General features: G+C 55.4%; 22 protein-coding genes. 10 read left to right on the forward strand and 12 right to left on the reverse strand.

What is annotated here, in order from left to right; genetic code table 11:
- Window positions 1-56: 56 nt before the first annotated feature.
- From Q0O07_RS05190 to Q0O07_RS05220, 7 genes are all read right to left on the reverse strand, one after another.
- Window positions 57-1,310, reverse strand: coding sequence for an N-succinylarginine dihydrolase (locus Q0O07_RS05190; RefSeq protein ID WP_295491213.1), 1,254 nt, complete (start codon window positions 1,308-1,310; stop codon window positions 57-59).
- Window positions 1,310-2,341 (reverse strand): arginine N-succinyltransferase, encoded by a 1,032-nt coding sequence (locus Q0O07_RS05195; RefSeq protein WP_295491214.1) that lies wholly within the window; start codon window positions 2,339-2,341, stop codon window positions 1,310-1,312. The genes Q0O07_RS05190 and Q0O07_RS05195 overlap by 1 nt, the downstream gene beginning before the upstream one ends.
- The gene (locus tag Q0O07_RS05200) at window positions 2,338-3,546 is read right to left on the reverse strand and encodes a hydrolase (RefSeq protein ID WP_295491216.1); all 1,209 of its coding nucleotides are present in this window, start codon (window positions 3,544-3,546) and stop codon (window positions 2,338-2,340) included. The genes Q0O07_RS05195 and Q0O07_RS05200 overlap by 4 nt, the downstream gene beginning before the upstream one ends.
- Before the next feature lie 51 nt (window positions 3,547-3,597).
- Window positions 3,598-4,419 carry a 16S rRNA (adenine(1518)-N(6)/adenine(1519)-N(6))-dimethyltransferase RsmA gene (gene rsmA, locus Q0O07_RS05205; RefSeq protein WP_295491217.1) on the reverse strand — a complete coding sequence of 274 codons (822 nt, stop codon included), beginning with the start codon at window positions 4,417-4,419 and terminating at the stop codon, window positions 3,598-3,600.
- Window positions 4,419-5,435: a 4-hydroxythreonine-4-phosphate dehydrogenase PdxA gene (pdxA, locus tag Q0O07_RS05210; RefSeq protein WP_295491218.1), complete on the reverse strand. Its 1,017-nt coding sequence runs from the start codon at window positions 5,433-5,435 to the stop codon at window positions 4,419-4,421. Before pdxA ends, rsmA begins: the two co-directional genes overlap by 1 nt.
- Window positions 5,435-6,775, reverse strand: a complete 1,341-nt coding sequence (locus tag Q0O07_RS05215; protein ID WP_295491220.1) for a peptidylprolyl isomerase — start codon at window positions 6,773-6,775, stop codon at window positions 5,435-5,437. The genes pdxA and Q0O07_RS05215 overlap by 1 nt, the downstream gene beginning before the upstream one ends.
- A 106-nt stretch (window positions 6,776-6,881) precedes the next feature.
- Window positions 6,882-9,026 carry an LPS assembly protein LptD gene (locus Q0O07_RS05220; protein ID WP_295491222.1) on the reverse strand — a complete coding sequence of 715 codons (2,145 nt, stop codon included), beginning with the start codon at window positions 9,024-9,026 and terminating at the stop codon, window positions 6,882-6,884.
- A gap of 264 nt (window positions 9,027-9,290) precedes the next feature.
- Here Q0O07_RS05220 and Q0O07_RS05225 point away from each other — a divergent pair, with 264 nt between their 5' ends.
- The 3 genes from Q0O07_RS05225 to ndk all read left to right on the forward strand — a co-directional run bounded on the left by Q0O07_RS05225 (window position 9,291) and on the right by ndk (window position 11,683).
- Complete coding sequence (locus Q0O07_RS05225) at window positions 9,291-10,748, forward strand: leucyl aminopeptidase (protein WP_295491224.1); 1,458 nt, start codon at window positions 9,291-9,293, stop codon at window positions 10,746-10,748.
- A gap of 12 nt (window positions 10,749-10,760) precedes the next feature.
- Window positions 10,761-11,192, forward strand: coding sequence for a DNA polymerase III subunit chi (locus tag Q0O07_RS05230; RefSeq protein WP_295491226.1), 432 nt, complete (start codon window positions 10,761-10,763; stop codon window positions 11,190-11,192).
- 68 nt (window positions 11,193-11,260) lie between these two features.
- Window positions 11,261-11,683, forward strand: a complete 423-nt coding sequence (ndk, locus tag Q0O07_RS05235) for a nucleoside-diphosphate kinase (protein WP_125230003.1) — start codon at window positions 11,261-11,263, stop codon at window positions 11,681-11,683.
- A gap of 305 nt (window positions 11,684-11,988) precedes the next feature.
- On the opposite strand, the gene purN is transcribed toward ndk, so the two are convergent.
- The gene (purN, locus tag Q0O07_RS05240) at window positions 11,989-12,936 is read right to left on the reverse strand and encodes a phosphoribosylglycinamide formyltransferase (protein WP_295491228.1); all 948 of its coding nucleotides are present in this window, start codon (window positions 12,934-12,936) and stop codon (window positions 11,989-11,991) included.
- A 123-nt stretch (window positions 12,937-13,059) separates the two neighbouring features.
- On the reverse strand, window positions 13,060-14,166 hold the full coding sequence (gene purM, locus Q0O07_RS05245; protein ID WP_295491229.1) for a phosphoribosylformylglycinamidine cyclo-ligase: 1,107 nt from the start codon (window positions 14,164-14,166) through the stop codon (window positions 13,060-13,062).
- A 61-nt stretch (window positions 14,167-14,227) separates the two neighbouring features.
- On the opposite strand from purM, the gene Q0O07_RS05250 reads away from it, so the two are divergent.
- Window positions 14,228-15,283: a heavy-metal-associated domain-containing protein gene (locus Q0O07_RS05250; RefSeq protein ID WP_295491231.1), complete on the forward strand. Its 1,056-nt coding sequence runs from the start codon at window positions 14,228-14,230 to the stop codon at window positions 15,281-15,283.
- A gap of 17 nt (window positions 15,284-15,300) precedes the next feature.
- On the forward strand, window positions 15,301-15,885 hold the full coding sequence (locus Q0O07_RS05255; protein ID WP_295491232.1) for a DnaA/Hda family protein: 585 nt from the start codon (window positions 15,301-15,303) through the stop codon (window positions 15,883-15,885).
- Window positions 15,886-15,899: 14 nt separating this feature from the next.
- On the opposite strand, the gene rnd is transcribed toward Q0O07_RS05255, so the two are convergent.
- Window positions 15,900-17,096 (reverse strand): ribonuclease D, encoded by a 1,197-nt coding sequence (gene rnd / locus Q0O07_RS05260; RefSeq protein WP_295491234.1) that lies wholly within the window; start codon window positions 17,094-17,096, stop codon window positions 15,900-15,902.
- Between the two features lie 94 nt (window positions 17,097-17,190).
- Between rnd and aspS the strand changes: the two genes are divergently transcribed.
- Window positions 17,191-18,975, forward strand: a complete 1,785-nt coding sequence (aspS, locus tag Q0O07_RS05265; RefSeq protein WP_295491236.1) for an aspartate--tRNA ligase — start codon at window positions 17,191-17,193, stop codon at window positions 18,973-18,975.
- Between the two features lie 95 nt (window positions 18,976-19,070).
- Entirely contained in the window at window positions 19,071-19,856 is a 786-nt protein-coding gene (locus Q0O07_RS05270; protein WP_295491238.1) for a polyphosphate kinase, read from the forward strand.
- Here Q0O07_RS05270 and Q0O07_RS05275 read toward each other — a convergent pair.
- Complete coding sequence (locus Q0O07_RS05275; RefSeq protein ID WP_295491239.1) at window positions 19,838-20,326, reverse strand: GreA/GreB family elongation factor; 489 nt, start codon at window positions 20,324-20,326, stop codon at window positions 19,838-19,840. The genes Q0O07_RS05270 and Q0O07_RS05275 overlap by 19 nt on opposite strands.
- A gap of 101 nt (window positions 20,327-20,427) precedes the next feature.
- On the reverse strand, window positions 20,428-22,455 hold the full coding sequence (locus Q0O07_RS05280; protein WP_295491240.1) for a lytic transglycosylase domain-containing protein: 2,028 nt from the start codon (window positions 22,453-22,455) through the stop codon (window positions 20,428-20,430).
- Window positions 22,456-22,542: 87 nt separating this feature from the next.
- On the opposite strand from Q0O07_RS05280, the gene dapA reads away from it, so the two are divergent.
- Genes dapA through Q0O07_RS05295 form a run of 3 tightly spaced genes read left to right on the forward strand, consistent with a single transcriptional unit; the run spans window position 22,543 to window position 24,463 of the window.
- Window positions 22,543-23,418, forward strand: coding sequence for a 4-hydroxy-tetrahydrodipicolinate synthase (dapA, locus tag Q0O07_RS05285; protein ID WP_295491241.1), 876 nt, complete (start codon window positions 22,543-22,545; stop codon window positions 23,416-23,418).
- The gene (gene smpB, locus Q0O07_RS05290) at window positions 23,418-23,900 is read left to right on the forward strand and encodes an SsrA-binding protein SmpB (RefSeq protein ID WP_125230014.1); all 483 of its coding nucleotides are present in this window, start codon (window positions 23,418-23,420) and stop codon (window positions 23,898-23,900) included. The genes dapA and smpB overlap by 1 nt, the downstream gene beginning before the upstream one ends.
- Window positions 23,897-24,463: a DUF2062 domain-containing protein gene (locus tag Q0O07_RS05295; protein WP_295491242.1), complete on the forward strand. Its 567-nt coding sequence runs from the start codon at window positions 23,897-23,899 to the stop codon at window positions 24,461-24,463. The genes smpB and Q0O07_RS05295 overlap by 4 nt, the downstream gene beginning before the upstream one ends.
- Window positions 24,464-24,498 lie beyond the last annotated feature (35 nt).

Consider the following 24,498-nt stretch of genomic DNA (forward strand, 5'->3'; position numbering starts at 1 on the left):
AGTCCTATTTGCAGATTAAAGTCCGAACTGCGCGCTTCTGGTAAGACTTTCGATGGTCAGGCGAGCGCGATAAGGTCCGTGGCTCTCAACAACGCCAATCGCGCCGACCGGACCTTATTCAACAAGTCGGGGTCGCCAAGCTGGTTCGGCGCAATGGTTTCGGGCCAGTGCGCGGCAACAACTTCCTTTATGGTGTCCAGTTTTTTCGCATCGGCGATAAAGCGTGGGTCAACGGTTGCAGGGTCGGCAACGACACGCAGGCGCAAGCAGGCCGGGCCGCCGCCATTTGCCATCGATTGGCGCACGTCCACCGGTACAAGCTTGCGGATGGGGCCATTACCGTCGATCATTTCGGTCAGCCAGCCCCAAACCCGCGCATTTTCTTGCGCTTCATTGGGCAGGATAAGCGCCATGCCGCGGTCGGGCAGTGTCACCAACTGCGCATTGAATAAATAGCTTTGAATGGCGTCTGCGAGGCTAACGCGGTCTGCTGGGACGATGATGATCTCTGCCTCAGGCATAAGTCGTTTGATGTCGGCATAGGTCTGTTCTGGGTGCTCAAACGCCTGTTCATGCGTGAAAAGCACGCGTTCATTTGCCACGGCGACGACATCATTGTGAAACGCCCCAGCGGCGATGGCCATTTCGGATTGCTGCACGAACAAAGTTTTGGCCGGATCAAGCCGGTGCGCACGCGCTATGGCCTTTGACGCCTCAATATGCTGCCGCGCAGGGAAGGGCCCGCCGGTTTTGCCATAGACAAATATTTCGATACCCGCTGCATCATGCGATACACATAAACGCATGAAATTGGCTGCACCTTCGTCGCCAAATGGCGCTGGCACCGGTCCATTCACCGCAAAATACCGTTCGTTCGCGAAGGCCAACTGCAACTGCGCCAGCGTCCCTGTCCACTCATGGCTTCGGTGGGCCATGGTGAGCAGATTTGCCGCCGACAGATGGCATTTGCCATCGGCTGTGTCCGGTGCAGGCGAAACGGTAGCTGCGTTTGCCGCCCACATGGACGAAGCCGAAAAAGCGGCAGCCCGAATATGTGGCTCCGCCGATTGCATATCGGTTGCAAGTCCGCTGAGCCAATGGTGGTTTGGTCGGTCGAGCGGCATGAAGAATCCTTGTGCCAGCCCAAGAGCAATGTTGGCGCGCATTTTCTCAATGCCCTGCAACGCCGCAGCTTTGGGGTAAGATGCCGCGCCAGCGTTGTTTGACGATGCCAAATTGCCAAGGCTTAGCCCGGCATAATTATGGCTTGGACCTATGATTCCGTCAAAATTGATTTCGAGCAAAGCCATTAAGACCGCTCCACATAAGTCACCTGATCGCCTACCGAAATATTCAGCGCCCGCGCACATTCCGCATCCATAATGACGTTATCGCCGCGATCATCAATCCAGCCATAAGCGGCCTTAAATGCGTGCAAGCGGCCTAAGGTAAGCAACTTTTTTTGGTCGCTTTTCTGTTCGCCTGCGGAATGGCTTATCTCCGTTATCGTCACATCCTTTGCCTCGCGGATGCTCCGGATTTGGTCCGTGCGGGCGGTCATGGTGGGGCCGCCGTCAAAAATGTCGATGTAATTTTCCCATGCGAATCCCTCATTTTCCAGCATACGCATGGCCGCGCGGCCAGAAGGATGCGGCACGCCAATAACGGTCTTTGCGCTTTCCTGAAGCATGGCGATATACACTGGGTGCTTGGGCATGAGGTCGGCGATGAATTGGTTGCCGAATTTCCCATTGAATTCGTCTGCTTCTTGAAAGCTCATCCCGAAAAAGCGTCCGGCAACACCATCCCAAAAAGGAGAGCCTCCCGCCTCGTCAATCACGCCGCGCAATTCGGCAATGGTTCTGTCGGCGAACCTTTCGCGGTGGTTACGAATGAAAAGATAACGGCTGCGCGCTATCAGCATGCCTAGCCCGCCAGCGCGTTCACCGGGGTGCAGGAACAAACCGCCGACTTCGGTGGTGCCTTCAAGATCAGTCGAGAGGTTGAGAATGTCCGCCCGGAATGTGCGTTCCAATTCCACACTATGCTGAGTCAGCGCGCCAATGCGATAGCTGTAAAAAGGCCATCTCTGTCCAACTTTGCCAAAGATCTGGCAAGTGCCGCGCACTTCGCCGGTGAGGCTGTTCTGCAATACAAACACATAGAGGTCGTCGGCAACATCATCCGCCACTCGGTCAAATCCAGCGGCAGACCGTTCCAGTTTTTCGGACAGCGCTTTCTTGTCCGGCGGCAGGTTGGTGAAACCACCGCCGGTGCGTTTCGCCATTTCGTAAATTGGTTGCAAATCGCCCATATTCGCCGGGCGGATGAGGAAAGTCATAAGGCCCCTTTTTCTGATAAACGCATGATGGTCAGTGCGGACAATTGCGCGCGCTCGGTTAGGCTTTCGACGATGAGGAATTCATCCTTGCTGTGAATATTGCCGCCGCGAACGCCCATCGTATCGACCACCGGGACGCCACAGGCCGCGATATTGTTACCATCGCACACACCGCCGCTGGAGCGCCAAGCGATGGATAGACCGAGATCAGCACCACATTGTTTGACGAGGCCAAATAGCTTAGCGGCTTCGTCGTCGATTGGCTTGGGTGGGCGACCAAAACTGCCATGCAGATGGGCGCGCACCTCATGTTCGCGTTCGATGTCGGCGATGATCCGATGCAAATCTGCCTCAGTTTGTGTCACAATCTTCGGAGTGCGTGGCCGGAAGTTCACGCGCAATATTGCGTGATCGGGCACGACATTATTAGGACCGCCACCTTCGATTTTGGCGGGGTTAATCGATAGCCCTTCGCGCGAGAGCCGCTTGAGGCGAAGCGCGAGATCCGCTGCCGCCAATACCGCATTGCGGCCATCATCGGGGTTGCGGCCAGCATGAGCGGCTATGCCTGAAAAAATCACCGAGAAATTGCCACTCCCGCCACGTGCCCCAGCCAGCGTGCCGTCGGGCAGTGCAGGTTCATAGGTCAACGCTGCCAACTTGTTCTGCGCAAGCTCGGCAATCAGTTTCGCGGATGAAGGTGAGCCAACTTCCTCATCGCTGTTAATGAGGACTTGGTACCCTGTACGCGAAATTTTTGTCGAAAGTTCCATCGCGCGCAATGCGGCGAGCATGACGGATATGCCGCCTTTCATGTCGGCAACACCGGGACCATTTAGGACGCCGTCATCTAACCAGCGCAGCTTCTGAAACTCATGGTCTGCAGGAAAAACCGTGTCCATATGACCCGTGAACAACAATTGTGTTGGCGCATGAGGGCGCACGGTAACCAAAAGATGTTGCCCATGCGCGACCGTTTTGATCGATCCGTCGGCTAGTACGCGGTCGACCGGTTCGGGATTAACCAGAGCAACCTCGCCAGGAAGAACCGAAAACGCGTCGGCCAACATTTTCGCGGTCGTCGCTAAGCCATCGAGATTGCTTGAACCGCTGTTCACCGCGGACCAGCTTTGCACTTGCTCAAGCATGGAGCGCTGTTGAATTGTTTCAAGAACCTGTCGTTCGCTGTCGGTTAGCCTATGCATGACCTGATCTTAGCTTTGGTCGCTTAAAAGGACCACCCCTAGCGTATGGGATTATCCAACTTCCCGTGCGAGCGCGCACCATTCGGCTATGTTTATGGTTTCAGGACGTCGATCTTCGGCAATGCCGGTTTTATGGAGTGCCTCCAAAGCGCCAGGGACGCCCTTCAGGCTTTGTCGCAGCATTTTGCGCCTCTGCCCGAAGGCGGCACCCGTCAGATTTTCCAAAACGGACATTTTAACGCCACTGGCCGCGTCCTTTGGCGTGATGTGCACTACGGCGGACATGACCTTTGGCGGCGGGGTAAAAGCGGAGCGATGGACTGGCATTGCAATTGACGCATTCGAACGCCACTGCGCCAAAATCGCTAAGCGGCCAAAAGCGCTGGTGCCAGGGGAGGATACTATCCTGTCAGCAACTTCGCGCTGGAACATAAGCGTCAGGCTTTTCCAAATTGGTGGCCATGCATTGCCGCTAAGCCAGCCAACGGCCAGTGCCGTCCCAACATTGTAGGGCAGGTTGGAAACGATGTGAAATGGCGCGCCGATTTCGGCAAAAGGATCGATTTTGAGGGCGTCCCCTTCAATAAAGCGCAATTGGCCGGGAAATGCCTCCGCCAACTCGGCAAGCGCTGGTAAGCAGCGATGGTCGCGCTCTACGGCCACAACATGTGCGCCAGCGCGTAACAGCGCGCGTGTGAGGCCACCGGGACCTGGTCCTACCTCATACACATGCTCGCCCGCCAACGGGCCGGGAATAGCTGCGATGCGATCCAGCAGCTTCTCATCAAAAAGGAAGTTTTGGCCAAGTGCCTTGCTGGCAGACAGGCCATGGCGGGCAATGACGTCCCTAAGTGGGGGCAGCGAAACCGTCATCAACCACCATCGGTGGCGGCAAGGCGGTGTAATGCCGCTGACTCCGCCATTTTGATTGCTGCGATCATCGAATATGGCAGGGCTTTGTTTTGGCCAGCGATATCGAAAGCCGTGCCATGATCTGGTGATGTCCTGACGACGGGCAATCCAAGAGTGATGTTGACAGCATCATGGAAATACAGCGTTTTCAGGGGTATAAGCGCTTGGTCATGATAAGCGCATAAGGCGGCGTCATATTGTGCGCGCGCCTCGGCATGAAACATCGTGTCGGCAGGCAGGGGGCCTATGACGTTGAATCCTTCACTCCTGATCTGCGCAATGGCGGGCTCAAATATTTCAAGCTCCTCGCGGCCCATATGGCCCGATTCTCCGGCATGGGGGTTGAAACCAGCGACCGCGAGCCTTGGATTTTCAATTCCAAAATTGCGCTGCAATCCCTTTGCCGTGGCGCGCAGGCGTTGACGGATCAGCCGAGCATCCAGCGTCGTTGCTACATCGGCCAGCGGGATGTGTGTCGTCATTGGGACCACACGCAGGTCCGGGCCGGCGAGCATCATGATCGCATTATCCTTGGCTACGCCGCAGCGTTCAGCAATAAATTCAGTCTGGCCAGGATGCGTAAACCCAACGGCATAAAGCTGCGATTTGGAAACGGGGCCAGTGACCAAAGCGGCGGCGCTCCCTGCCCGGGCAAAGCCGATCGCCATTTCCAGCGCTTGGTATGCACAATGCGCACCGTCCAAGTCCGGAATGCCGGGGACGACCGAAAGGCAGTTGTGCAGTTGAATGACGGGAAGGGCGGTATCGAAATGCTTGAACGTATCCGCTGGGTCTTCAATGCGGACAACTGGGCCGTGCCAGTGCGGCGCGAAACTTCCAATGTCGCCAATGGCAAAGAATGGCGCCAAGCCAGAGGCGTGACGGGCTTCCCACGCTTTTCCTATAATCTCCGGCCCGATACCAGCCGGATCACCGACCGAAATGGCCAGCGGCAGTTCCAATCGGCCGGGCGGCATCAGTTATATTCGATAACCGCATCGCGGCGCAAATCGCGTAGGTAAATGCGGGCGCGCTTGTTCACGCGCTCTTCTTCCAATCGCGACATGATTTCGTCGAAACTTTCGGACGCAGCCTCTTGCGGTGCGTCGCGACCACATAGGACGAACACGCGAACGCCATCTTCCAAAGATCCATAAGGTGGCGTTGATTGGCCAACCTGTAAATCGAGCATAACCTGCTGCAATGGAGCGGGTAGTTCGCGGATTTTGATACCGTCTCGGTTAACCACATCGGCGCCAAGTTTGCGTGCCATCTCGTCCGCGACACCGCAGCCAGAAATTTGTTGTGTTTCTTCGCTGAACGTCTTGATCAATGGCGTTACTTGAGCTTCCGTTGTGCCCTTCGGGAAGTTGATTGCAATTTGCTTCAAGCTTAACACGGAGTCTCTCGGATCAGAGGTCGCCACCTGACGCTTATCGATCAGTAACAGGATCGAGATACCGCCAGGCGATGCAACGGCGTTAACCTCGTTACTGTTCATGCTAGCTGCTGCCGTGGCCAGTGACTGAGGTAATTGCGCGAGCGATAACCAACCGAGATCCCCGCCGACGGATGCAGTGGACGCTTCAGAAAACTGACGAGCGTAAGCTACAAAATTGCCGCCTTGGCGCAATTGATCAATTATTTTTCGCGCGTTTTCCTGAACTGCCGGCAAGGTTTCAGGCGTCGCCGCCAAATAAATTTCGCCCAAGCGATATTCCGTCGTGCCTTTGGTTGCCTTAATGCGTTCAATGATAGCGTTCACTTCGTCGTCGCTTACATTGGCAGATGGGCGAACGTTGCGCGAAAGCAGTCGGCTCCAAGAAAGTTCGCCCTTAATTTGCCGCTTGAGTGTTGCGACCGACGCACCAATGGATCCCAGATATTTTTCGACCTCGTTTGCTGGGCGGTTAAAGTTCTGCTGGGCGACACGGTCGAAATATTGATTTACTTCAGCCTCAGTGACTTCAATTTCATTGGCTGCTGCCTCTTGGATCTGCAGTGTTTCATCAATCAAATTCGTCAAGATTTGTGCGCGAAAACGGGCGAGTTCTTCGGGCGGTAATTTGTTTTCATTCGCCGCTACGATGAGCGCTAGGCGATGATCAATGTCGGTACCCGTGATGATTTCACCATTTACCTGCGCGGTCGCACGACGCACATTGGGGTCATTTTTGCCGAACAACTGCTGCCCTTCGGGTATATCCAAATTGGACTCAGAGGCGATAGTATCAGAGGCCGTTTGCGCAATTAGTGGTGTCAGTGCCGTTGCAGAAACGAGCACGGCAACTAAGGACAGGCGCGTGAATAACTTCATTGATATTGATCCAATACAGTATCAGTTTCGGACGGCCAATTAGCCAATGCCTGCTGAACAACAGATGAGCGGCCAGAAGCCCGTCAGAATATTTCTTAACGACGCCTTACACACCCAGATTGCGAAATGCCAGACGGAACAGGAAGCTGTTGCCGCGCTGGGAATCGCCCACAGGCTGATAGTCACGCCGCCACGTTAGGCTTAGCGATAAGCAATCGTCATCATAAGAGACGCCAAGCCTGTGCCGGATTGGGTCGAAGCCATCCGAGAGTATTGTGGGGTCTTCGTTGGTACCGGTAAGGTCAAGAATGGTCGATCCAAAAACCGACCAAAAGCGCGCCACACGTACACGACCAGCGAGCCGAATTTCTTCGCGGTCCTTTAAATCTTCTAGCGTCGGACCAATGTTGCGCTTCAACTTAAGATAGCCAGCCTGCAAATAGGTTCCGCGCGAACCGACAGTGGCGTCGATTTCGTTACGCCGGAAGGCTAAATTGTCCTTATCCAGTCTGAAACGGTGCGTTAACTTTACGATGTTTTTAAAGCGAAATTCTGAACGGCCGACAATGTCTGATGCTTCGTCCGACAGTCCTGTCCCGTCAGGGAAGATCGAAGCTTGGTTGGACAGGCGATAGCTTTGGCCCAAATTAACGTCGGCCGTAAAATAGGTTTTCCGTAAGGCCCAGTCAAAACCATATGTCACGCGATAATCGTCTTCGAACCGGTCATAGCCTGGAAACCGGTTCAGCGCGAAGATATTGCTATCCTCAAGGTCGACAGCCCGCGAATCTTCGTTTGGCATCTTCAGATTGCTAATGGTCGGCGCTGCCACGACCTGAAGGCGTGGCGTGAAAATCTGCGTACCGCCAAAGGCCTGTCCTATGAAAGGCCATTTAACGTCTGCCGCCGCTGCAAATATGCTGCGCGTTTGCCAGCCTGTTTCACCGCGGTAAATTGCCGTTAACGTGCTTGCATTGTCGTCACTGTTGTAAACATCGCCCCGCGCAAGCATTATAAAGCTCACTTCTTGACCAAGGCCATTAATTGTCCGCAAGTCCCATTTGGCAGAGGCAAAGGCCCGTTGTGTGTCTTGTCCCTCCGTGCGGGCAATGGCTAGGCTGTTGGCCTGAAGCTGGATAGTTCCCCCAACCACCGGGGCATCCATACGCAAGCGGTAATCTAGTTCGGGCAGAGCAATGGGCGCAATCCCCTGCGGGTCGGCCGTACGCAAGGTCTGTACAGCCCAGCCTGCCAATGAAAAGTAGCTGTTCTCCCCGATGCGTTCCGCCGAAAATGTCGACCGCAGCCTGTCGTCGCGGCTTATGTCATAGCGCCGAAGGAATGTTCGGTCGGATGCATAGCGACCGGATGCCGAAAATGACCAATGTGGGTCGAATTGAAACCGGCCAGCGCCCTCCAGATATCCCCGAAACACATTTGACCCAACAGAGGTTGCAACGCCGCTGGTGCTAATGCGGTCGCTATATGTGCCATATGCCGTCAGGTCGACTGCGCCATATTTTTCCAATGACCGAAAATTCACGCGGCCCAAAGGCGCTGCATCGGAAAATGCAGTGACTGATCCAGTAAAATCCCGATTTTGGGTGATGCGCCAATAATAAGATTGCCCCAGCTCAACGCCGTTGTTGCGGGAGAAACCAATGCTTGGGACGAGAAAGCCGCTGCCCGCATTTGTACCGACAGGGTGCGATAAAAACGGTAACGGTATAACAGGCAACCCAAAAAGCTCGATACGCGCGCCTTCGTAATCAACACGTTTCTTGGCGGGGTCATAGACGACTTTGACGGCCTTTACCTCCCAGCTTGGCCTCTTCGGGCAGCCATTGGCGGTTTCGACGCTACATGCGGTGTAGGCTGCATAGTTTAGCGTATAGACTCCATCTTTGCGTGCGCCGCTATTGGCGGCGAGGCGGCTCTTGTCGGCCAGCACCACCAGCAGATTGTTGATAACGCCGTCTTTTAGGGCGTCAGTAAGCCCGATTGTGTCGCCATAAGCGACGTCGCCTTCTGGTCCAACCGTCCGGATATTGCCCTCGGCCACAACTCGGCCGGTTGTGCGGTTCCATATAATGGAGTCTGCGCGGACGAAATACCCGTCGCGATTTGCAATTACGTTGCCTTTGGCCGTTACAACTTCGGTATTCGAGTCATATTCCACAACCGCCGCAGAAAACCCAATCTGGTCGCTGGTCTGCTGCGTTGGTTCGGCGGATGCTGCGGTTTGGGCCATCGCGATTGCTGGCAACGAACCGCATCCGAGCAATATCGGCATCAGCAGAATGCGAACAAGGGTGGGCCGGGGGGCGGGAATAATCATAAAAACCAAACTGCCCTTTATCGCCGCTATTGCCGTGGGTCCACCCATGTTGCCACGCATGGCATTATTTGCGGCTAAGCGCTGGCATATTCTGACCATCTTTTGCTTTAATCGGAACGGATAATAGGCCTATAGAAATGTCAAACATGACACCCAGCGGAAAGGCTGTTTATTTCCATGAAAATCAATTTTATCGATGCGCGCCCCAAAGATGCCGACGTGATCGCATTTATCGTTACCAAAAGCACTTTTGCCGATTTCGAATTTCCCTTGGAAAAAGCGGACATTATTCACGCGACCGCAAAGCTTGCGCGGTTTGAAGGTGTGGCGGGGCAAAACTTCCTGTTGATCAACGAACAAGACGGCAAGTTGGTGCGCATCATGCTGCTTGGTGTGGCGGAAGGTGAGGCGGCGGATTACCAGAAAGCTGGCGGAGACATTATCGCCAAGGTGCAGACATCTGGCGCAAAGCACATTGCCCTTCATGGGGCTAATTTGACGGCGCAGTTCGCGGCAGAGGTTGCTTTTGGCGCAACGCTGCGCAACTGGCGGATGGACAAATATCGCACCAAATTGGCCGAAACGTCAAAGCCGACGGTGGAGTCGTTCACCGTCGTTGCTGCGCCTAAAGAAGCCAGCGCGCATTGGACAAGTTACCAAGCGGTCGCGCAAGGCGTTGTCTTGACCAAGGAATTGGTGACGGAGCCTGCAAATATCATTTATCCAGAAAGCTTTGTTGATCGTTGCCAGCATTTAAAAGAACTGGGCGTCGAAATCAGCGTGCTGGATGATAAGGATATGGCGGCGCTTGGCATGGGGGCGCTGTTGGGCGTGGCGCAAGGCTCACGTCGCCCGGCACGGCTGTTGGTGATGAAGTGGGACGGCACCGACGGCGCGCAGCAACGGCCAGTCGCCTTGGTCGGCAAGGGTGTGACGTTCGATACAGGTGGTATTTCCATCAAACCAGCCGCAGGCATGGAAGATATGAAATGGGATATGGGCGGTGCCGGCGCGGTTGCAGGTGCCATGAAGGCATTGGCGGGACGCAAGGCCAAGGCCCATGTCGTTGGCGTTTGCGGCCTTGTGGAGAATATGCCCGACGGTAATGCGCAACGTCCCGGTGATATCGTTACGTCCATGTCGGGCCAAACGATTGAGGTGCTGAACACCGATGCAGAAGGCCGCCTTGTTTTGTGCGACGCGCTCCATTGGGTGCAGGAGAAGTATAACCCAGAATATATCGTCGATTTGGCGACACTGACGGGCGCGATCATCGTGTCGCTTGGCAGTGAATATGCGGGGCTATTCTCGAACAGTGACGAACTTGCCGATAAGCTCACGGCAGCGGGTAAGGCATCAGGCGACCCTTTATGGCGTCTCCCCTTGTCAAAGGCTTATGACAAGATGATCGACAGCCCGATTGCCGATATGAAGAATATCGGCGGGAAAGGCGCAGGCTCCATTACCGCCGCGCAATTTTTGGGCCGCTTCATTAAGGACGGCGTGAAATGGGCGCATCTTGATATTGCTGGCACCGTGTGGGCCGACAAGCCGGGCCCCGTATGGGACAAGGGCGCAACCGGATTTGGCGTGCGTTTGCTTAATCGCTTCGTCGCCGACAATTTCGAAGGCTGATGTAGCGGCATCATGCAGGTCGATTTCTATCAGCTCACCCGCGATCCTGCTGAAAAAATACTCGCCCTCATCGCCCAGCGTATATTGGACGATGAAGGGCGGTTATTGATCGTCAGTGACGACAGCGTGCAATTGGACGCCATATCGTCCGCGCTTTGGACGGCAAAGGCGGACAGTTTTCTCGCGCATGCCAAGGCAGGTGAGGGGGAGGATGCCCTGCAACCCATATTGTTGTCACATGATGTCGCAGCCACGAATAAAGCGCGGTTTGTGGCCATTGCCGATGGAAACTGGCGCCCGATTGAAAAAGAATTCGATCGCATTTTTTACCTCTTTCCGCCCAGCCACACCGACAACGCGCGGGCCGCGTGGCGCAGCTTAAGCGAAGGCGTGGAGCGACGTTACTGGAAACAGGACGGCGGTAAATGGGTGCAAGGCCCATAAAGCTTGCCAAAAAGGCCAAGCATCGTTATCTGCGCGCCAAATTCACCCCTATATATTTGGAGTATCTCATGGCGGTTACGCGCACATTTTCGATCATTAAGCCCGACGCAACACGCCGCAACCTGACAGGTGCCGTGACCAAGATGCTTGAAGAAGCCGGCCTGCGCGTCGTGGCTTCAAAGCGCATCCACATGTCGCGCGCACAAGCCGAGGGCTTTTACGCCGTACACAAAGAACGCCCGTTCTTTGGCGAACTCGTCGAATTCATGATCAGCGGACCAGTGGTCGTGCAAGTGCTTGAAGGCGAAAATGCCATGCAGCGCAACCGCGACATCATGGGCGCAACGAACCCTGAAAATGCGGAACCCGGCACCATCCGCAAGGAATTGGCCGAAAGCATCGAAGCCAACACCGTCCATGGTTCGGACAGCGATGAAAACGCCGCCATCGAAATCGCCTATTTCTTCAAGCCTGAAGAGATTGTTGGTTAAACTATTCTCGAAAAGGCGATTTTTTCCATAAATCGTCGAGTACTTGCAGTGTATCTTCACTGATCCGCTCGGCAGGCGGCCAAGGACCGTCTGCCGACATCGCGCGAAACTCTTTTTCGCGTGCAACTTCAGTAGGCCAAAGCGCAATTGCGACTAGTTCTTCATTTGCGCCACGACCAAGGCATGAGCCAAAAGACCCATGCTCGGACCCTTGGCGTGTTACTTCGCACCAACGATTTCGAAAATCAGTCTCATGTTCAGGAGCCACCCGCCACCGATAAATGGCAATAAATCCGGTGCTAGCGTTAGAATTCATTGGCCACATCCATAAGCCTAGTCAGCTTCTTCGGCGCAACAGCGCGCCAGCTTTTGGCGATCCAGTCGCCAATATGGTCCCAATCGGTGTCGCCAAGGTCCAGCCTGATTGCCACCCAGCCATCCCCGAAATAGGCAGGGCGGTAGTAACGCCCGGCGTCGCTGTCGATCAGCATCGCTTGCTCCTCCGCGCCGCTGATTTTGACCAGCAAGGCAGTCTTGCCGTCGCCGTGATGGTCGATAGACACATAAGCGAATTTCTTGCCACCAACGATGCCGAAGCACGGCATGCCGTGGGACATAACTTCATCGGCTTCAGGCTGGGCGAGGGCGAGGGTACGGACTTGCGCCGTCAGATATTCCGGGTTGGTGTCGCGCGCGACAAAATCTGCCAGCGTCTTGGGGTATAATTGATACTCCGCCATTTTAACGCGGTCGGCGAGCGTATCTGCTGTGTCGCCGGACAAAATCGCCACTTCGATTTGGCCAAGCACGGGGCCATCGTCCAATTCCGCCGTGACCAAATGCACGCTGGTTCCCGCGACTGTGTCATTAGCGTCAATAGCTCTTTGATGGGTGTGCAGGCCCTTATATTTAGGCAGCAAAGACGGGTGGATATTGAGCATGCGTCCATCCCATTTTGCGACAAATTCTGTAGACAATATCCGCATATATCCAGCCAAAGCGACATAGACCGCACCGGCTTTGACGATCGCGTCATGCATGACCGCGTCATGCGCGGCACGGTCAAGGCCGATATGTGATACCGCAAAGGTCGGGATACCCTCTGTCGCCACGACTTTCAGCCCTTCTGCATCTGGGTTGTTGCTGGCGACCAGAACAATTTCATAGGGGCAGCTTGGCAATTTAGAGGCATATAACAAAGCCGCCATATTCGTGCCCGCGCCGGAGATCAGGACGGCGACTTTGGCTTTCATTTGCTCTCCCCTCCCGCAGGCGGGAGGGGTCGGGGGAGGGCTTCCACATTAAACGCTGCACGCGAAGCTTCGGTTCGCCCCACCCCTAGCCCCTCCCGCAGGCGGGAGGGGGATAAAGGTAGTTTAGCCCACATAAGTCGCAGTCCAATCGGATTGCGCGCTCCATGTTTCGACAGAGCCCTTAACGGTGCAGCCCTTGTCACCTGCTGCAATGTGACCGATATTAAACACCGTCTCACCAGCGGCCTCTAGCGTGGCCGTGACGTCGGCCACATCCCCGTGCGCCACGACGACAGCCATGCCGACACCACAGTTAAATGTCCGCGCCATTTCCTCGGGCTCGATATTTCCCTGTGCTTGCAAAAACGCCATCAGGCGCGGCTGTGTCCAAGCGTCCGCGTTGACATGCGCATGAAGCCCCGCTGGCAAAATGCGCGGAATATTCTCAAGCAAACCGCCGCCCGTAATATGCGCCATCGCGTGGATTTTGCCCGTGCGCACCAGCGGCAGCAAGGATTGCACATAGATACGTGTGGGCGCCATCAGCGCGTCGATCAAGATGACATTCTGGTCGAACAGAGCGGGGCGATCCAGCTTCCAGCCCTTGTCCGCCGCAAGTCTGCGCACCAACGAAAAGCCGTTGGAGTGCACACCCGACGATGCAAGGCCCAAGATGACGTCGCCCGCTTCAATTTTGTCGGCGGTGAGAACTTGGTCGCGTTCCACCGCGCCGACGCAAAAGCCAGCAAGGTCATAATCACCGTCGGAATACATTCCGGGCATTTCCGCGGTTTCGCCGCCGATCAGCGCGCATCCAGCCAGTTTGCAGCCCTTAGCGATGCTGGCCACGACGGACGTCGCAACCGCATTGTCCAGCTTACCAGTCGCATAATAATCCAAGAAAAACAGCGGCTCTGCGCCCTGTACGATCAAGTCATTTGCGCACATCGCAACGAGGTCGATGCCGACGCCTTCATGCCGTCCGGACTCTATTGCTAGCTTCAGCTTTGTGCCCACACCGTCATTGGCCGCGACCAGCAACGGGTCGTGAAACCCCGCTGCTTTCAAATCGAAGAACCCGCCAAATCCGCCAAGGTCGGCGTCCGCACCTGCACGACGCGTTGCTTTGGCCAGTGGCGCAATGGCGCGCACCAGGGCATTGCCGGTTTCGATGGAAACACCCGCCTTGGCATAGGTGTAGGATTCTGGGGTTTGATCTTTTGCGTCCATTTGACGCCGTTAGCGAGAACAGGCTTGGAATTCCACGTCTATGTCGCCTAAAGGTGACGAGATGACAAATTTGCCCAAGAATTGGTTCCGCATTGCTGCAATCGGCTTGCCTTTGGCGCTGGTTGGCGGTGGCATCGTCGTTGCGCAAATTGAAGGGCCAAAGCGCGGTATTGCGCCGATTGCGAGCGCCGGCGACTTTGAAGTTACCGGCGTTTCGGTCAACGTGGTTGGCGACAACGCCTTTGAAGCACGAAAAAAGGGATGGGAGCAGGCGCAGCGCATTGCATGGGCGGCGTTGTGGCGCAAAACCCATAATGAAGTAGGGGCTGGCCTGTCCGATTCGACATTGGACGGCATTACCGCCGCGATTGTGGTGGAACAGGAACAAATTGGCCCACGCCGTTATGTTGCAAAGCTGGGCGTCCTATTTGACCGTGCGCGCGCAGGTCAGTTGCTGGGCGTCAGCGGCGTTGCAAGGCGTTCTGCGCCTTTGATGTTGTTGCCCGTGACCTATTCCGCAGGTGCACCCACGGTGTTTGAACAGCGGACATCATGGCAACGAAGCTGGGCCAAATTTCGTACCGCAGACAGCACCATCGATTATGTCCGCCCAAGCGGGGCAGGTGGCGAGTCGCTTTTGTTAAATGCAGGCCAACCGGAACGCCGCAGTCGCATTTGGTGGCGCACGATCCTTGACCAATTCGGTGCGGCGGACGTTATCATTCCCATCGCGCGGATTGAACGGCAATGGCCGGGTGGTCCAGTCATAGGTCGTTTTTCGGCGCGTTATGGTCCCGATAACAAGTTTCTGGGTGCATTCACGCTGCGCACGACGGGCAGCGCTGGCATTCCTGCGATGATGGATCAGGCAGTGATGCGGATGGATCAATTGTTCCAATCGGCCTTAGCCTCAGGGCGCTTGCGGGCGGATGCATCTTTGGTCCTTGAACCCGAAGTGGTTGAGGGCGAGGATTTGGAGAGCGAAGTCGAAGACGCTGCGGCTTTGGATGAAACTGGCGCGCCGTCACAGGAACCCGCCGCGCCATCGCTTGATGACGTCGTCAGATCTATTGTGCCAGAGGGGCAGGCCCCTTCTGCGCCTCAGCCCCGGCCATAAGCGCATTTAGCGGGTCGATGCGTCAAATTGCTTTGCCCTTGGATGAGTTGCGCGGTGGCGCGTCGTCCAGCCTCATCATCACGGATTCGAATGCAGCGGCCTTTGCCGGACTGTCCAAGGCGGCTAGCTGGGCCAAGCGTTGTGCGATCTTAACTGGGCCAGCCCGCTCCGGAAAAACGCTGATGGCGCGGTATTTCTCGGGACAGAATGGCACTGTCATCGATGAAGCCCAAGCCAGTTCCGACGAAACACTTTTCAATGCGTGGAACCGTTCACAAGAAAGCGGCGTGCCATTGTTATTGATATCGCGTTGGCAACCTGCGGAATGGAATATTGCACTGCCCGATTTGCAGTCGCGATTAGGCGCGGCAATGTTGCTCGACATTGCGCCGCCGGATGATGAGATGATTGAACAATTGCTGCAAAAACAGCTCGCCGACCGGGGCGCTGCGATCAGCATCGATGCCTTAAGCTATGTGAAGCGGCGTATCAAACGTAGCTATGTTGCCATTGAGAAATTTGCGCGATCTGCAAACGCCATGGCGCTCTCGGAAAATGCGCCCGTAAATTTGACCTTGGTAAAAAAAGTTCTCGAAGACTGATCTAAGTTCAGGATCTAAGCCGGCGTTTCGCGCACCATATCTTCTTCATGTGTGAGGGTCATCTTGAGCTTGCCGTTGACCACGGCAAAGGCCAACCGACCTTCCACAAGATCCAGAGCATCGCGCCCGAATTGGTCAAAACGCCATCCCGTTAACACTTCAAGGTCTTCGCGCTCGCCCGCAGCCAAGCGCTCAAGTTCTTCCGTCCGCACAATCAAGCGCGGGGCTACGTTGATTTCGCGTGATCGGATTTTGAGTAACAGCTTTAGCAGATCCGCGACCAGCGAACCGTCTTTGCCACCGCTAGGGGACGATCGGGCACGGTCTGGCAAATTGTCACGCGCCATAGGCTGGCTCGCTTCAATCACTCCGATCAGACGCGCACCTATGTCATTGTCACGCCATGCGGGCGAAAGGCCACGCACTTTGGGCAGATCCGCCTGACTTTTGGGGGGATGCGCGGCGATATCGGCCAGCGTTTCATCCTTCATAATGCGGCCACGCGGGATATTCTTGCGCTGCGCCTCTTTCTCGCGCCAAGCAGCCATGGCTTGAAGCCGACCAAGCACGTCAGGTTTGCGCGATTGCACCTTAATCCGTGCCCACGCGTTTTCAGGGTCATTGCGATAATTGGCGGCGTCGGAAATGCGCTCCATCTCGTCATTCAACCACGCGCCACGGCCAGTAGTTTTAAGCTTTTCCAACATCATCGGAAAAATAACCGACAAATGCGTTACATCCGCAATGGCATAATCGATTTGGCGTTTGTCCAGCGGACGCCGCGACCAATCGGTAAAGCGGGCGCCCTTGTCCAACTGGATACCCATCCACAGGTCGACAAGGTTCGAGTAACCGACTTGTTCACCCTGACCCAGCGCCATGGCGGCAATTTGCGTGTCGAACATGGGGTGCGGGGTTTTGCCGGTCAGGTTGAAGAATATCTCGATATCCTGGCCACCTGCGTGGAAAACCTTTAACACATCCTCATTTTCGCACAGCAGCTCAAGCATTGGCGTCAGGTCAAGACCTTCGGCCTTGGGGTCAATCGCCGCGGCCTCATGGGCGTCGGCCAATTGCACCAAACATAAGTCGGGATAATATGTATTTTCCCGCATAAATTCGGTGTCGACCGCAACAAAAGGCGATTGTGCAAGGCGTGCGCATAATTCGGCGAGGCGTTTGCTGTCAGTGATGAGTGGATGAATCTGCATTGGGCATCGCCCTAGCACCCATTCACGACTTGACAAAGTGCCGCTGCACTGTTGACAGGCCCGCTTTCCACAGCTTTTTTGAATTGAGTAAACAATGCACGCTTATCGTACGCACAAATGCGCCGAACTCCGCGATTCCCATGTGGGCGAAACCATCCGCCTGTCGGGCTGGGTCCACCGTAAGCGCGACCATGGCGGCGTGTTGTTCGTCGATTTGCGGGACCATTATGGCATGACCCAGATCGTCGCCGATACCGACAGCCCCGCTTTACCGATATTAGAGGCGTTGCGCCTCGAAAGCGTCATCACCATTGATGGCGAGGTGAAGGCCCGCAGCGCAAGCACGGTCAATGCCCATCTGCCGACCGGGCAGATTGAAGTTTTTGCCCGCAGCGTCACGGTGCTGAGCAAGTCGGAAGAACTGCCATTGCCAGTTGCCGGTGAGCAAGAATATCCCGAAGAAACGCGATTGAAATACCGCTTTCTCGATTTGCGCCGCGAAACGCTCCACGCCAATATCGTCAAGCGCACGCAGATCATTCGCGAAACGCGCCGCCGGATGGAAGATATCGGCTTCACGGAATATTCAACGCCCATCTTGACTGCATCCAGCCCTGAAGGCGCGCGCGATTTCCTCGTGCCAAGCCGCATCCACGCAGGCAAATTCTTTGCGCTGCCGCAAGCGCCACAGCAGTATAAGCAGCTGTTGATGGTCGCCGGCTTCGACCGCTATTTCCAGATCGCACCATGCTTCCGCGATGAAGACCCGCGCGCCGACCGTTTGCCGGGCGAATTTTACCAGCTTGATCTGGAAATGAGTTTTGTCACGCAGGAAGAAATCTGGGACACGATGGAACCCGTGATGGCGGGCGTGTTTGAGGTATTTGCCGACGGCAAAAAAGTGACACCCGCCGGACAGTTCCCGCGCATCCCGCATTCAAAGGCGATGCTGGATTACGGCACTGACAAGCCGGACTTGCGCAACCCGCTGATCATCCACGACGTTACGGACCATTTCAAAACCTCGGGCTTCGGTCTGTTTGAACGCATTGTTGACGGCGGCGGCGTTGTCCGCGCTATTCCTGCGCCAAAAACAGCGGATAAGAGCCGTAAATTCTTCGACGACATGAACGAATGGGCGCGCAGCGAAGGTCACGCCGGACTAGGCTATGTGACCCGTAAGGGTGGCGAGTTTGGCGGCCCAATCGCCAAGAACCATGGCGAAGAGGGAATGCGCGCGCTGTACGACGCGATCGGCCTTGGACCTGATGATGGTTGCTTCTTCGCCGCTGGCAAGGAAGAGCAAGCGGCAAAGCTGGCTGGCGCGGCGCGTACGCGGACGGGCGAGCAACTTGACCTGATTGAAAAGGACGCGTTCCGTTTTTGCTGGATAATCGACTTCCCATTCTACGAATGGAGCGAAGAAGACAAAAAGGTCGACTTTGCCCATAACCCCTTCTCAATGCCTCAGGGCGGGCTACAGGCGCTCGAAACGCAGGACCCGCTCACCATCAAGGCCTATCAATATGACATGGTCTGTAACGGCTATGAGCTTGCCTCAGGCTCGATCCGGAACCAGCACCCCGATTTGATGGTCAAGGCGTTTGAACTGACTGGGCTGACGCAGGCCGACGTTGAGGCGCGCTTTGGCGGCATGTATCGCGCATTCCAATTTGGTGCGCCACCGCATGGCGGCATGGCCGCAGGGGTGGACCGGATGGTCATGCTTTTGTGTGGCGTTCAGAATTTGCGTGAAATCACCTTGTTCCCGATGAACCAACGGGCGGAAGACCTTTTGATGGGTGCGCCGTCGCCTGCGATGGCCAAGCAACTGCGCGAATTGCATATTCGCGTGGTGGAGCAGCCGCCCAAGGCCTGATTTCAGGGATAAGTTGAGCAGCAGGATCTGTCCCTTTTGGGGACAGAGCTGCGCTTTCGCTTGTTTGTCCGCGCAATAGATGCTGGAAAGCTAGAATGTCTATCGACCTTTCCCAGTTTGAAGCCGGTAAAATATATGACGGCGCTTATGATAAGGACCTGAAAAGTCTTCAGGACCGCTTGTCCGAGCTGCAGGCACTGCACATTCTGCATGAAGCGCGCACCTTAATCATCGTCGAAGGCTGGGATGCCGCAGGCAAGGGTGGTGCAATTAAGCGCATGACCTCTTTGCTTGACCCGCGATTTTATCAGGTCTTCCCTATTTCTGCGCCAACCTTAGAAGAAAAGGACAAGCATTTCCTGTGGCGCTTCTGGAATAAATTGCCGGGCAAACGGGAAATCAGCATTTGGGACAGAAGCCATTATGGCCGCGTACTTGTGGAACGTGTTGAGGGATTTTGCACCGAAGCCGAATGGCGGCGCGGCTATGACGAAATCAACGAATTTGAATCGCGCCAAGGCGAAATCGGCACGAAGATTATCAAGATATTCTTGCATGTGACTGCTGAAATACAAGACAAGGTTCTGACAGAACGGCTGGATGATCCAACCAAAAGGTGGAAAGTCACTGCAGAAGATTTTCGCAATCGCGAAAAGCGGGAGGAATATCTCGACGCGCTAAAGGATATGTTCAAGCGCACGCATACGCATTGGGCACCTTGGACCGTTATCGACGGCAATAATCAAAAGGCGGCTCGGATTGCGGTCCTTACGCATGTTATCGCAGAATTAGAGAAGAGTGTGCCGCCGGAATTTCCAGAGGCTGATCCAGCGGTCGTGGCTTTGGCGCAGCGGACGATTGGCTATTCCCCCAAGGGATAGTCTATCCGTATTATTTCCCATTCTTTGGGCCCTGTCGGCAAATTCACAGTTTTGACATCCCCCACGCGCGCGCCGCGTAAGGCGCGGGAAAGGGGTGCGTTCCAGCCTATGCGTCCGTTGCTGGCATCCGCTTCATCGTCGCCAAGGATTGTGATCGTGCGTTCCACGTCATCGACATCCGCAATCGTAACGCACGCGCCAAAATATATGCGGCTTCGGTCCTCTTGCTTGGATGGGTCGAGTATTTGGGCGACTTTCATCTTTTTGGACAGCTGACCCAATTCCCGGTCAATCGCGCGGAGCTTTTGGCGGCCATAGATATAATCGCCATTCTCGCTTCGGTCGCCATTGCCTGCGGCCCAATGGACGATTTCAACCACTGCGGGTCGGTCGATGGCGAACAGCTGTTCATAGCGTTCGCGTAAGGCCGCGAATCCGGCTGGGGTAATCGGGTTGGTGCGTTCGGCCATGCATCCGCCTTAGCCGTTCGGGGCGAGGAGAGTCGAGAGAGCCCAGAAGTGCGGCGTGACCTAGCGATACCTTGACCCCGCTCGAGCCGAAAGGGTGGGTATTAACCCGGCGTTGGCTTGCCCAAATAGGTGCTGAGCGGCGTTGCCGAGCGCACGCGTGCCTTTTCGGGGTGAAGATGGTCATACATCACTGCATTTTCCAAAACGCGATAGACATAATCGCGGGTTTCGCTGAGCGGGATTTTCTCAATCCAATCCATGATATCGATACTACCTGTGCGTGGGTCGCCATAAGCACGGAGCCATTTGTTCACATTGCCTGGACCGCCATTATACGCAGCGATGGCCAAGGGATAACTTCCGTCATAATAATCGAGCATGCGCTCAATATAGGTGGCACCCAAGGCGATATTGTAATCGGTATCAACGGTCAGCGCATCAGGACGATAGGCCATTGAGATTTTGCCCGATGTCTCCCGCGCTGTTCCGGGCATCAACTGCATCAGGCCGCGGGCCCCTGCGTGGCTGACGGCGGCGCGGTCAAACTGGCTTTCCTGACGCATGATTGCATGGGCGAGCGTCCAGGTCTGGCTATGCGCCGCTGGAACATTGACGGTGGGGTAGCTGTTACCCAGCAAATCTGGGATGCCATCGGTGCGCGCTGCACGACCCGCCATGACGGCCAGATCCGGACGGCCAAGCTTTTGCGACAGGCCAATCGCAGCCGTATATTCCTCACGGTCATCCGCGTGGCGGGCAATGGCCCTGAAAAAGTTGCTCTGGTCACGCCAGCTGCCATATTTTGCGGCCAGGGCTGCTGCCAAATGCACAGGGGGAACATTGCCGTCCGCCAGAATTGGCGGGGTGGCTGCCACGCGCGGAACTTGCGGCAAGGGACGACGCAGCTGCTCCAAGGCCAACTGGCCAAAAAAGCTCTCATAAAATGCCGCTGCTTTTTCATAATAGCCCGTCGCGCCTGACGGGTCTCCCGCCTTGGCTGCGGCCTTGCCAGCCCAGTAAAAACCCCTTGATCGCGTTTGTGCAGTTTTTGCGGCAGTCGCATAAAGTTCGAACATTTTTACGGCATCACGCGGGCGGCCCAAGCGGTGCATAGCCACCGATCCGGCCAGCCAAGTGAGGCTGGTATATCGATCACGCGTAGCCAGATCCTGATCCGCCAATATAAGGCCAGCAGGGACGGCGTCGTCCACACGAGAGGCGATGCGATAGGTCATGTCATATTGACCATCATTTTCAGACGCGCGTGCTTGCGTCAGCAGCAATTGGTACCAATCCTTGAGGACGGGCACGGGTGCGGCCAGATTCCGTCGGTTTGCAAGCAATTCGCGCACAGCCAAGCCGTTACCAGCGGCCCGCATTGCGTCCGCTTGGGCCGCCAGAAGACTGGCTTCGCTGCTTGCTAAAGCGCCTGCCTCTTGCACCTTTAAGTCGGCATCGGGGGACTTTATCCGCATTGCCAATGCCGCCACAAATGCGGGGCGACGCTGCGGCGAGGTAAAAGCGATCCAGCGTTCGGCGCCGCGCGTCAACCCTGACCACAGCAACCGGTCGACTCGTGCATCATGGTCAGCAGAGGTCAGCGTGCCGCGGGCAATGCGGAAAACCCGTCCTTCATCTTCGTCGCTCAATGCGCCGCCGCGCCATGCCTCGCGCGCTTGCGCTTCACCGCGGGCCTTGTCGCCAACACTATCCAGCGCCAACGCAAATTTTGCGCGACCTTCATTGCTGACTGGCGGCAACCGGTCAAAATAAGCCACGACTTGGTTAGGAGAGTAAGACAGGGGATTGATCGCCTGTTCCGCTTTTTTGCGCATGTCATCGGCATTTGGCCAATCGGGGTAGAGCATCAAAAATGAGGCGTAATCGTTAAAGCTATAATTGCCGGGTGCGCTTAACATTTTCCAACGCTGCAGCGCGGCGGGGATTTTACCCTCGCTTGGGTCGTAAATGACCAGTGTAGACAATATTTGTCCGGATGGCGTGGATATTTGTCCGGTGCCGGTGCCGCTTTGCCATATAATCCCGTCGGATTTCTGTGCGGATGCGGACGCAATAAATGGAATAATCAGCACGGATGCGGAAATGAGATGCTTTACCATGCCGGACATATTATGGACCCCATCCTTATCAATTGCTGAACAAGCGACTGTAGTAAGCTTAGCGTTCAATTTGGATCAGAATGAAAGTCTTATAATATGTTCTCCGGATCAATACCGGCTCTAGTGACTCCTTTTTGCGACGGAGCGTTTAGCGAAAAGCATTTTCGTGCGTTGATCGATTGGCAAATCGAGCAAGGCTCAAGCGCGCTTGTGCCCGCAGGAACCACTGGAGAGGCGTCGACGCTGTCTAACGCGGAGCATCATCGCGTTATTGAGATATGCATAGAGCAAGCTGCTGGACGCGTGCCTGTTATCGCGGGTTGCGGATCAAACGACACGAACAACGCTGTTCTGCACCTCAACTTTTCCAAGAAAAGCGGGGCTGCCGCCGGATTGGTGGTTGCGCCTTATTACAACCGGCCAAACCAAGAGGGTATTTACGCGCATTTCGAACATATGACGAAAAAGAACGAACTGCCGATACTGCTCTACAATGTGCCGGCGCGTACGGTGACGGATATCAAGCCAGAAACCGTTGCCCGTCTGGCAAAGTTACCGACCGTAATCGGCATTAAGGATGCCAGTGGCGACATGCCGCGCGTTACCGATCATCGTTTGGCTTGTGGGCCGGACTTCTGTCTGTTGTCAGGGGTCGATGAACAGTCGCTTGCGTTCAATGCGGCGGGAGGAAAAGGCTGTATTTCGGTGACGGCGAATGTCGCGCCGAAACTATGCGCTGAGTTTCAAGCGGCCTGTGCCTCAGGTGACTATTATTTGGCGCGTGAACTGAATGACAAGCTCTATCCCCTCCATTTGTCATTGTTTTCTGATGCGTCCCCTGGTCCAATCAAATATGCTTTGTCTCGGGTAATCGAAGGCTTCCCGACGGAGTTGCGTTTACCAATGACGCCGCCGAGTGAGGCAAGTCGTCGTCAGGTTGATGCCGCTTTGGAGAATGCAGGTCTCATCTAATGACTCGTCCAAAGCCGGAAGCATTTAACAAGGTCAAAACGGTCGCCGAAAACCGGCGGGCGCGGTATGACTTTCATATCGATGACAAATATGAAGCTGGCATTGTCCTGACTGGTACGGAGGTAAAGTCCTTACGCTTTGGCGAGGGCTCAATTGCCGAGAGTTATGCCGAAGTTCGTGATGATCAAATTTGGCTGATTAACGCCAATATTCCAGAATTCAGCCACGGAAACCGTTTCAATCATGAACCGAAGCGCCCACGCAAATTACTCCTTAATGAACGTGAAATAAACAAGCTACATGGAGCTGTAATGCGTCAAGGTATGACGCTCGTTCCGCTGTCGATTTACTTCAACGGCCGGGGCAGGGCGAAAGTGGAGCTGGCGTTGGCAAAGGGTAAAAAGGCCCCAGACAAGCGTGCGACGGAAAAAGAGCGCGATTGGAAGCGGGAACAAGGAAGAATTATGCGGGATCGCGGATGAGCAAATTCAACGCCTGGTTACATAAGCAAGCGCCGACTCGCGACAGCTTTGAACGCAGCCGTTTTCTGCGTCCTTTTGCGCAACGTGTTTTCCACCCGGCATTGTGGCGATTTACGCGCCGGTCGGTGCCGCGCGGCGTCGCGCTTGGCCTGCTCGTCGGCATTTTCCTTTTGGTACCTGGTGTTCAAATTGCCGGCGTCGCATTATTGGCGTTGCCGCTCCGCGCCAATATTCCAATCGGCGCGGCGATGACTTTTCTCAGCATGCCAGCGACCACGCCGTTCATATTTTTTGGGTCGATCTATGTTGGTGAATCCGTTTTGCGGCTAAACAACGGTTCCGGGCGCTTTTACGAACTCGTTGAAACGGCCGCGCCCTTATCTGCTTGGGGCGACTATGTCTGGAATGAAGCGCCGCTTGCACTCGTTCAGGGGATAGCTGGGCTCGCCATTATTTCAATCGTTGCTGCGGTCGTTGGTTACTTCGTTGCTGCTTGGTTTTGGCGCTGGCGGGTAAGTGCCAAATGGCGCCGCCGGTCGAAGTCACTTTCGTCGGGCAGATAATGCACTGGTTGGATTAAAGCAGGGAAGTTGGTTCT

This window comes from Sphingorhabdus sp. EL138 (genome assembly GCF_945890115.1).
In the GTDB taxonomy this organism is placed as follows: Bacteria; Pseudomonadota; Alphaproteobacteria; order Sphingomonadales; family Sphingomonadaceae; genus Sphingorhabdus_B.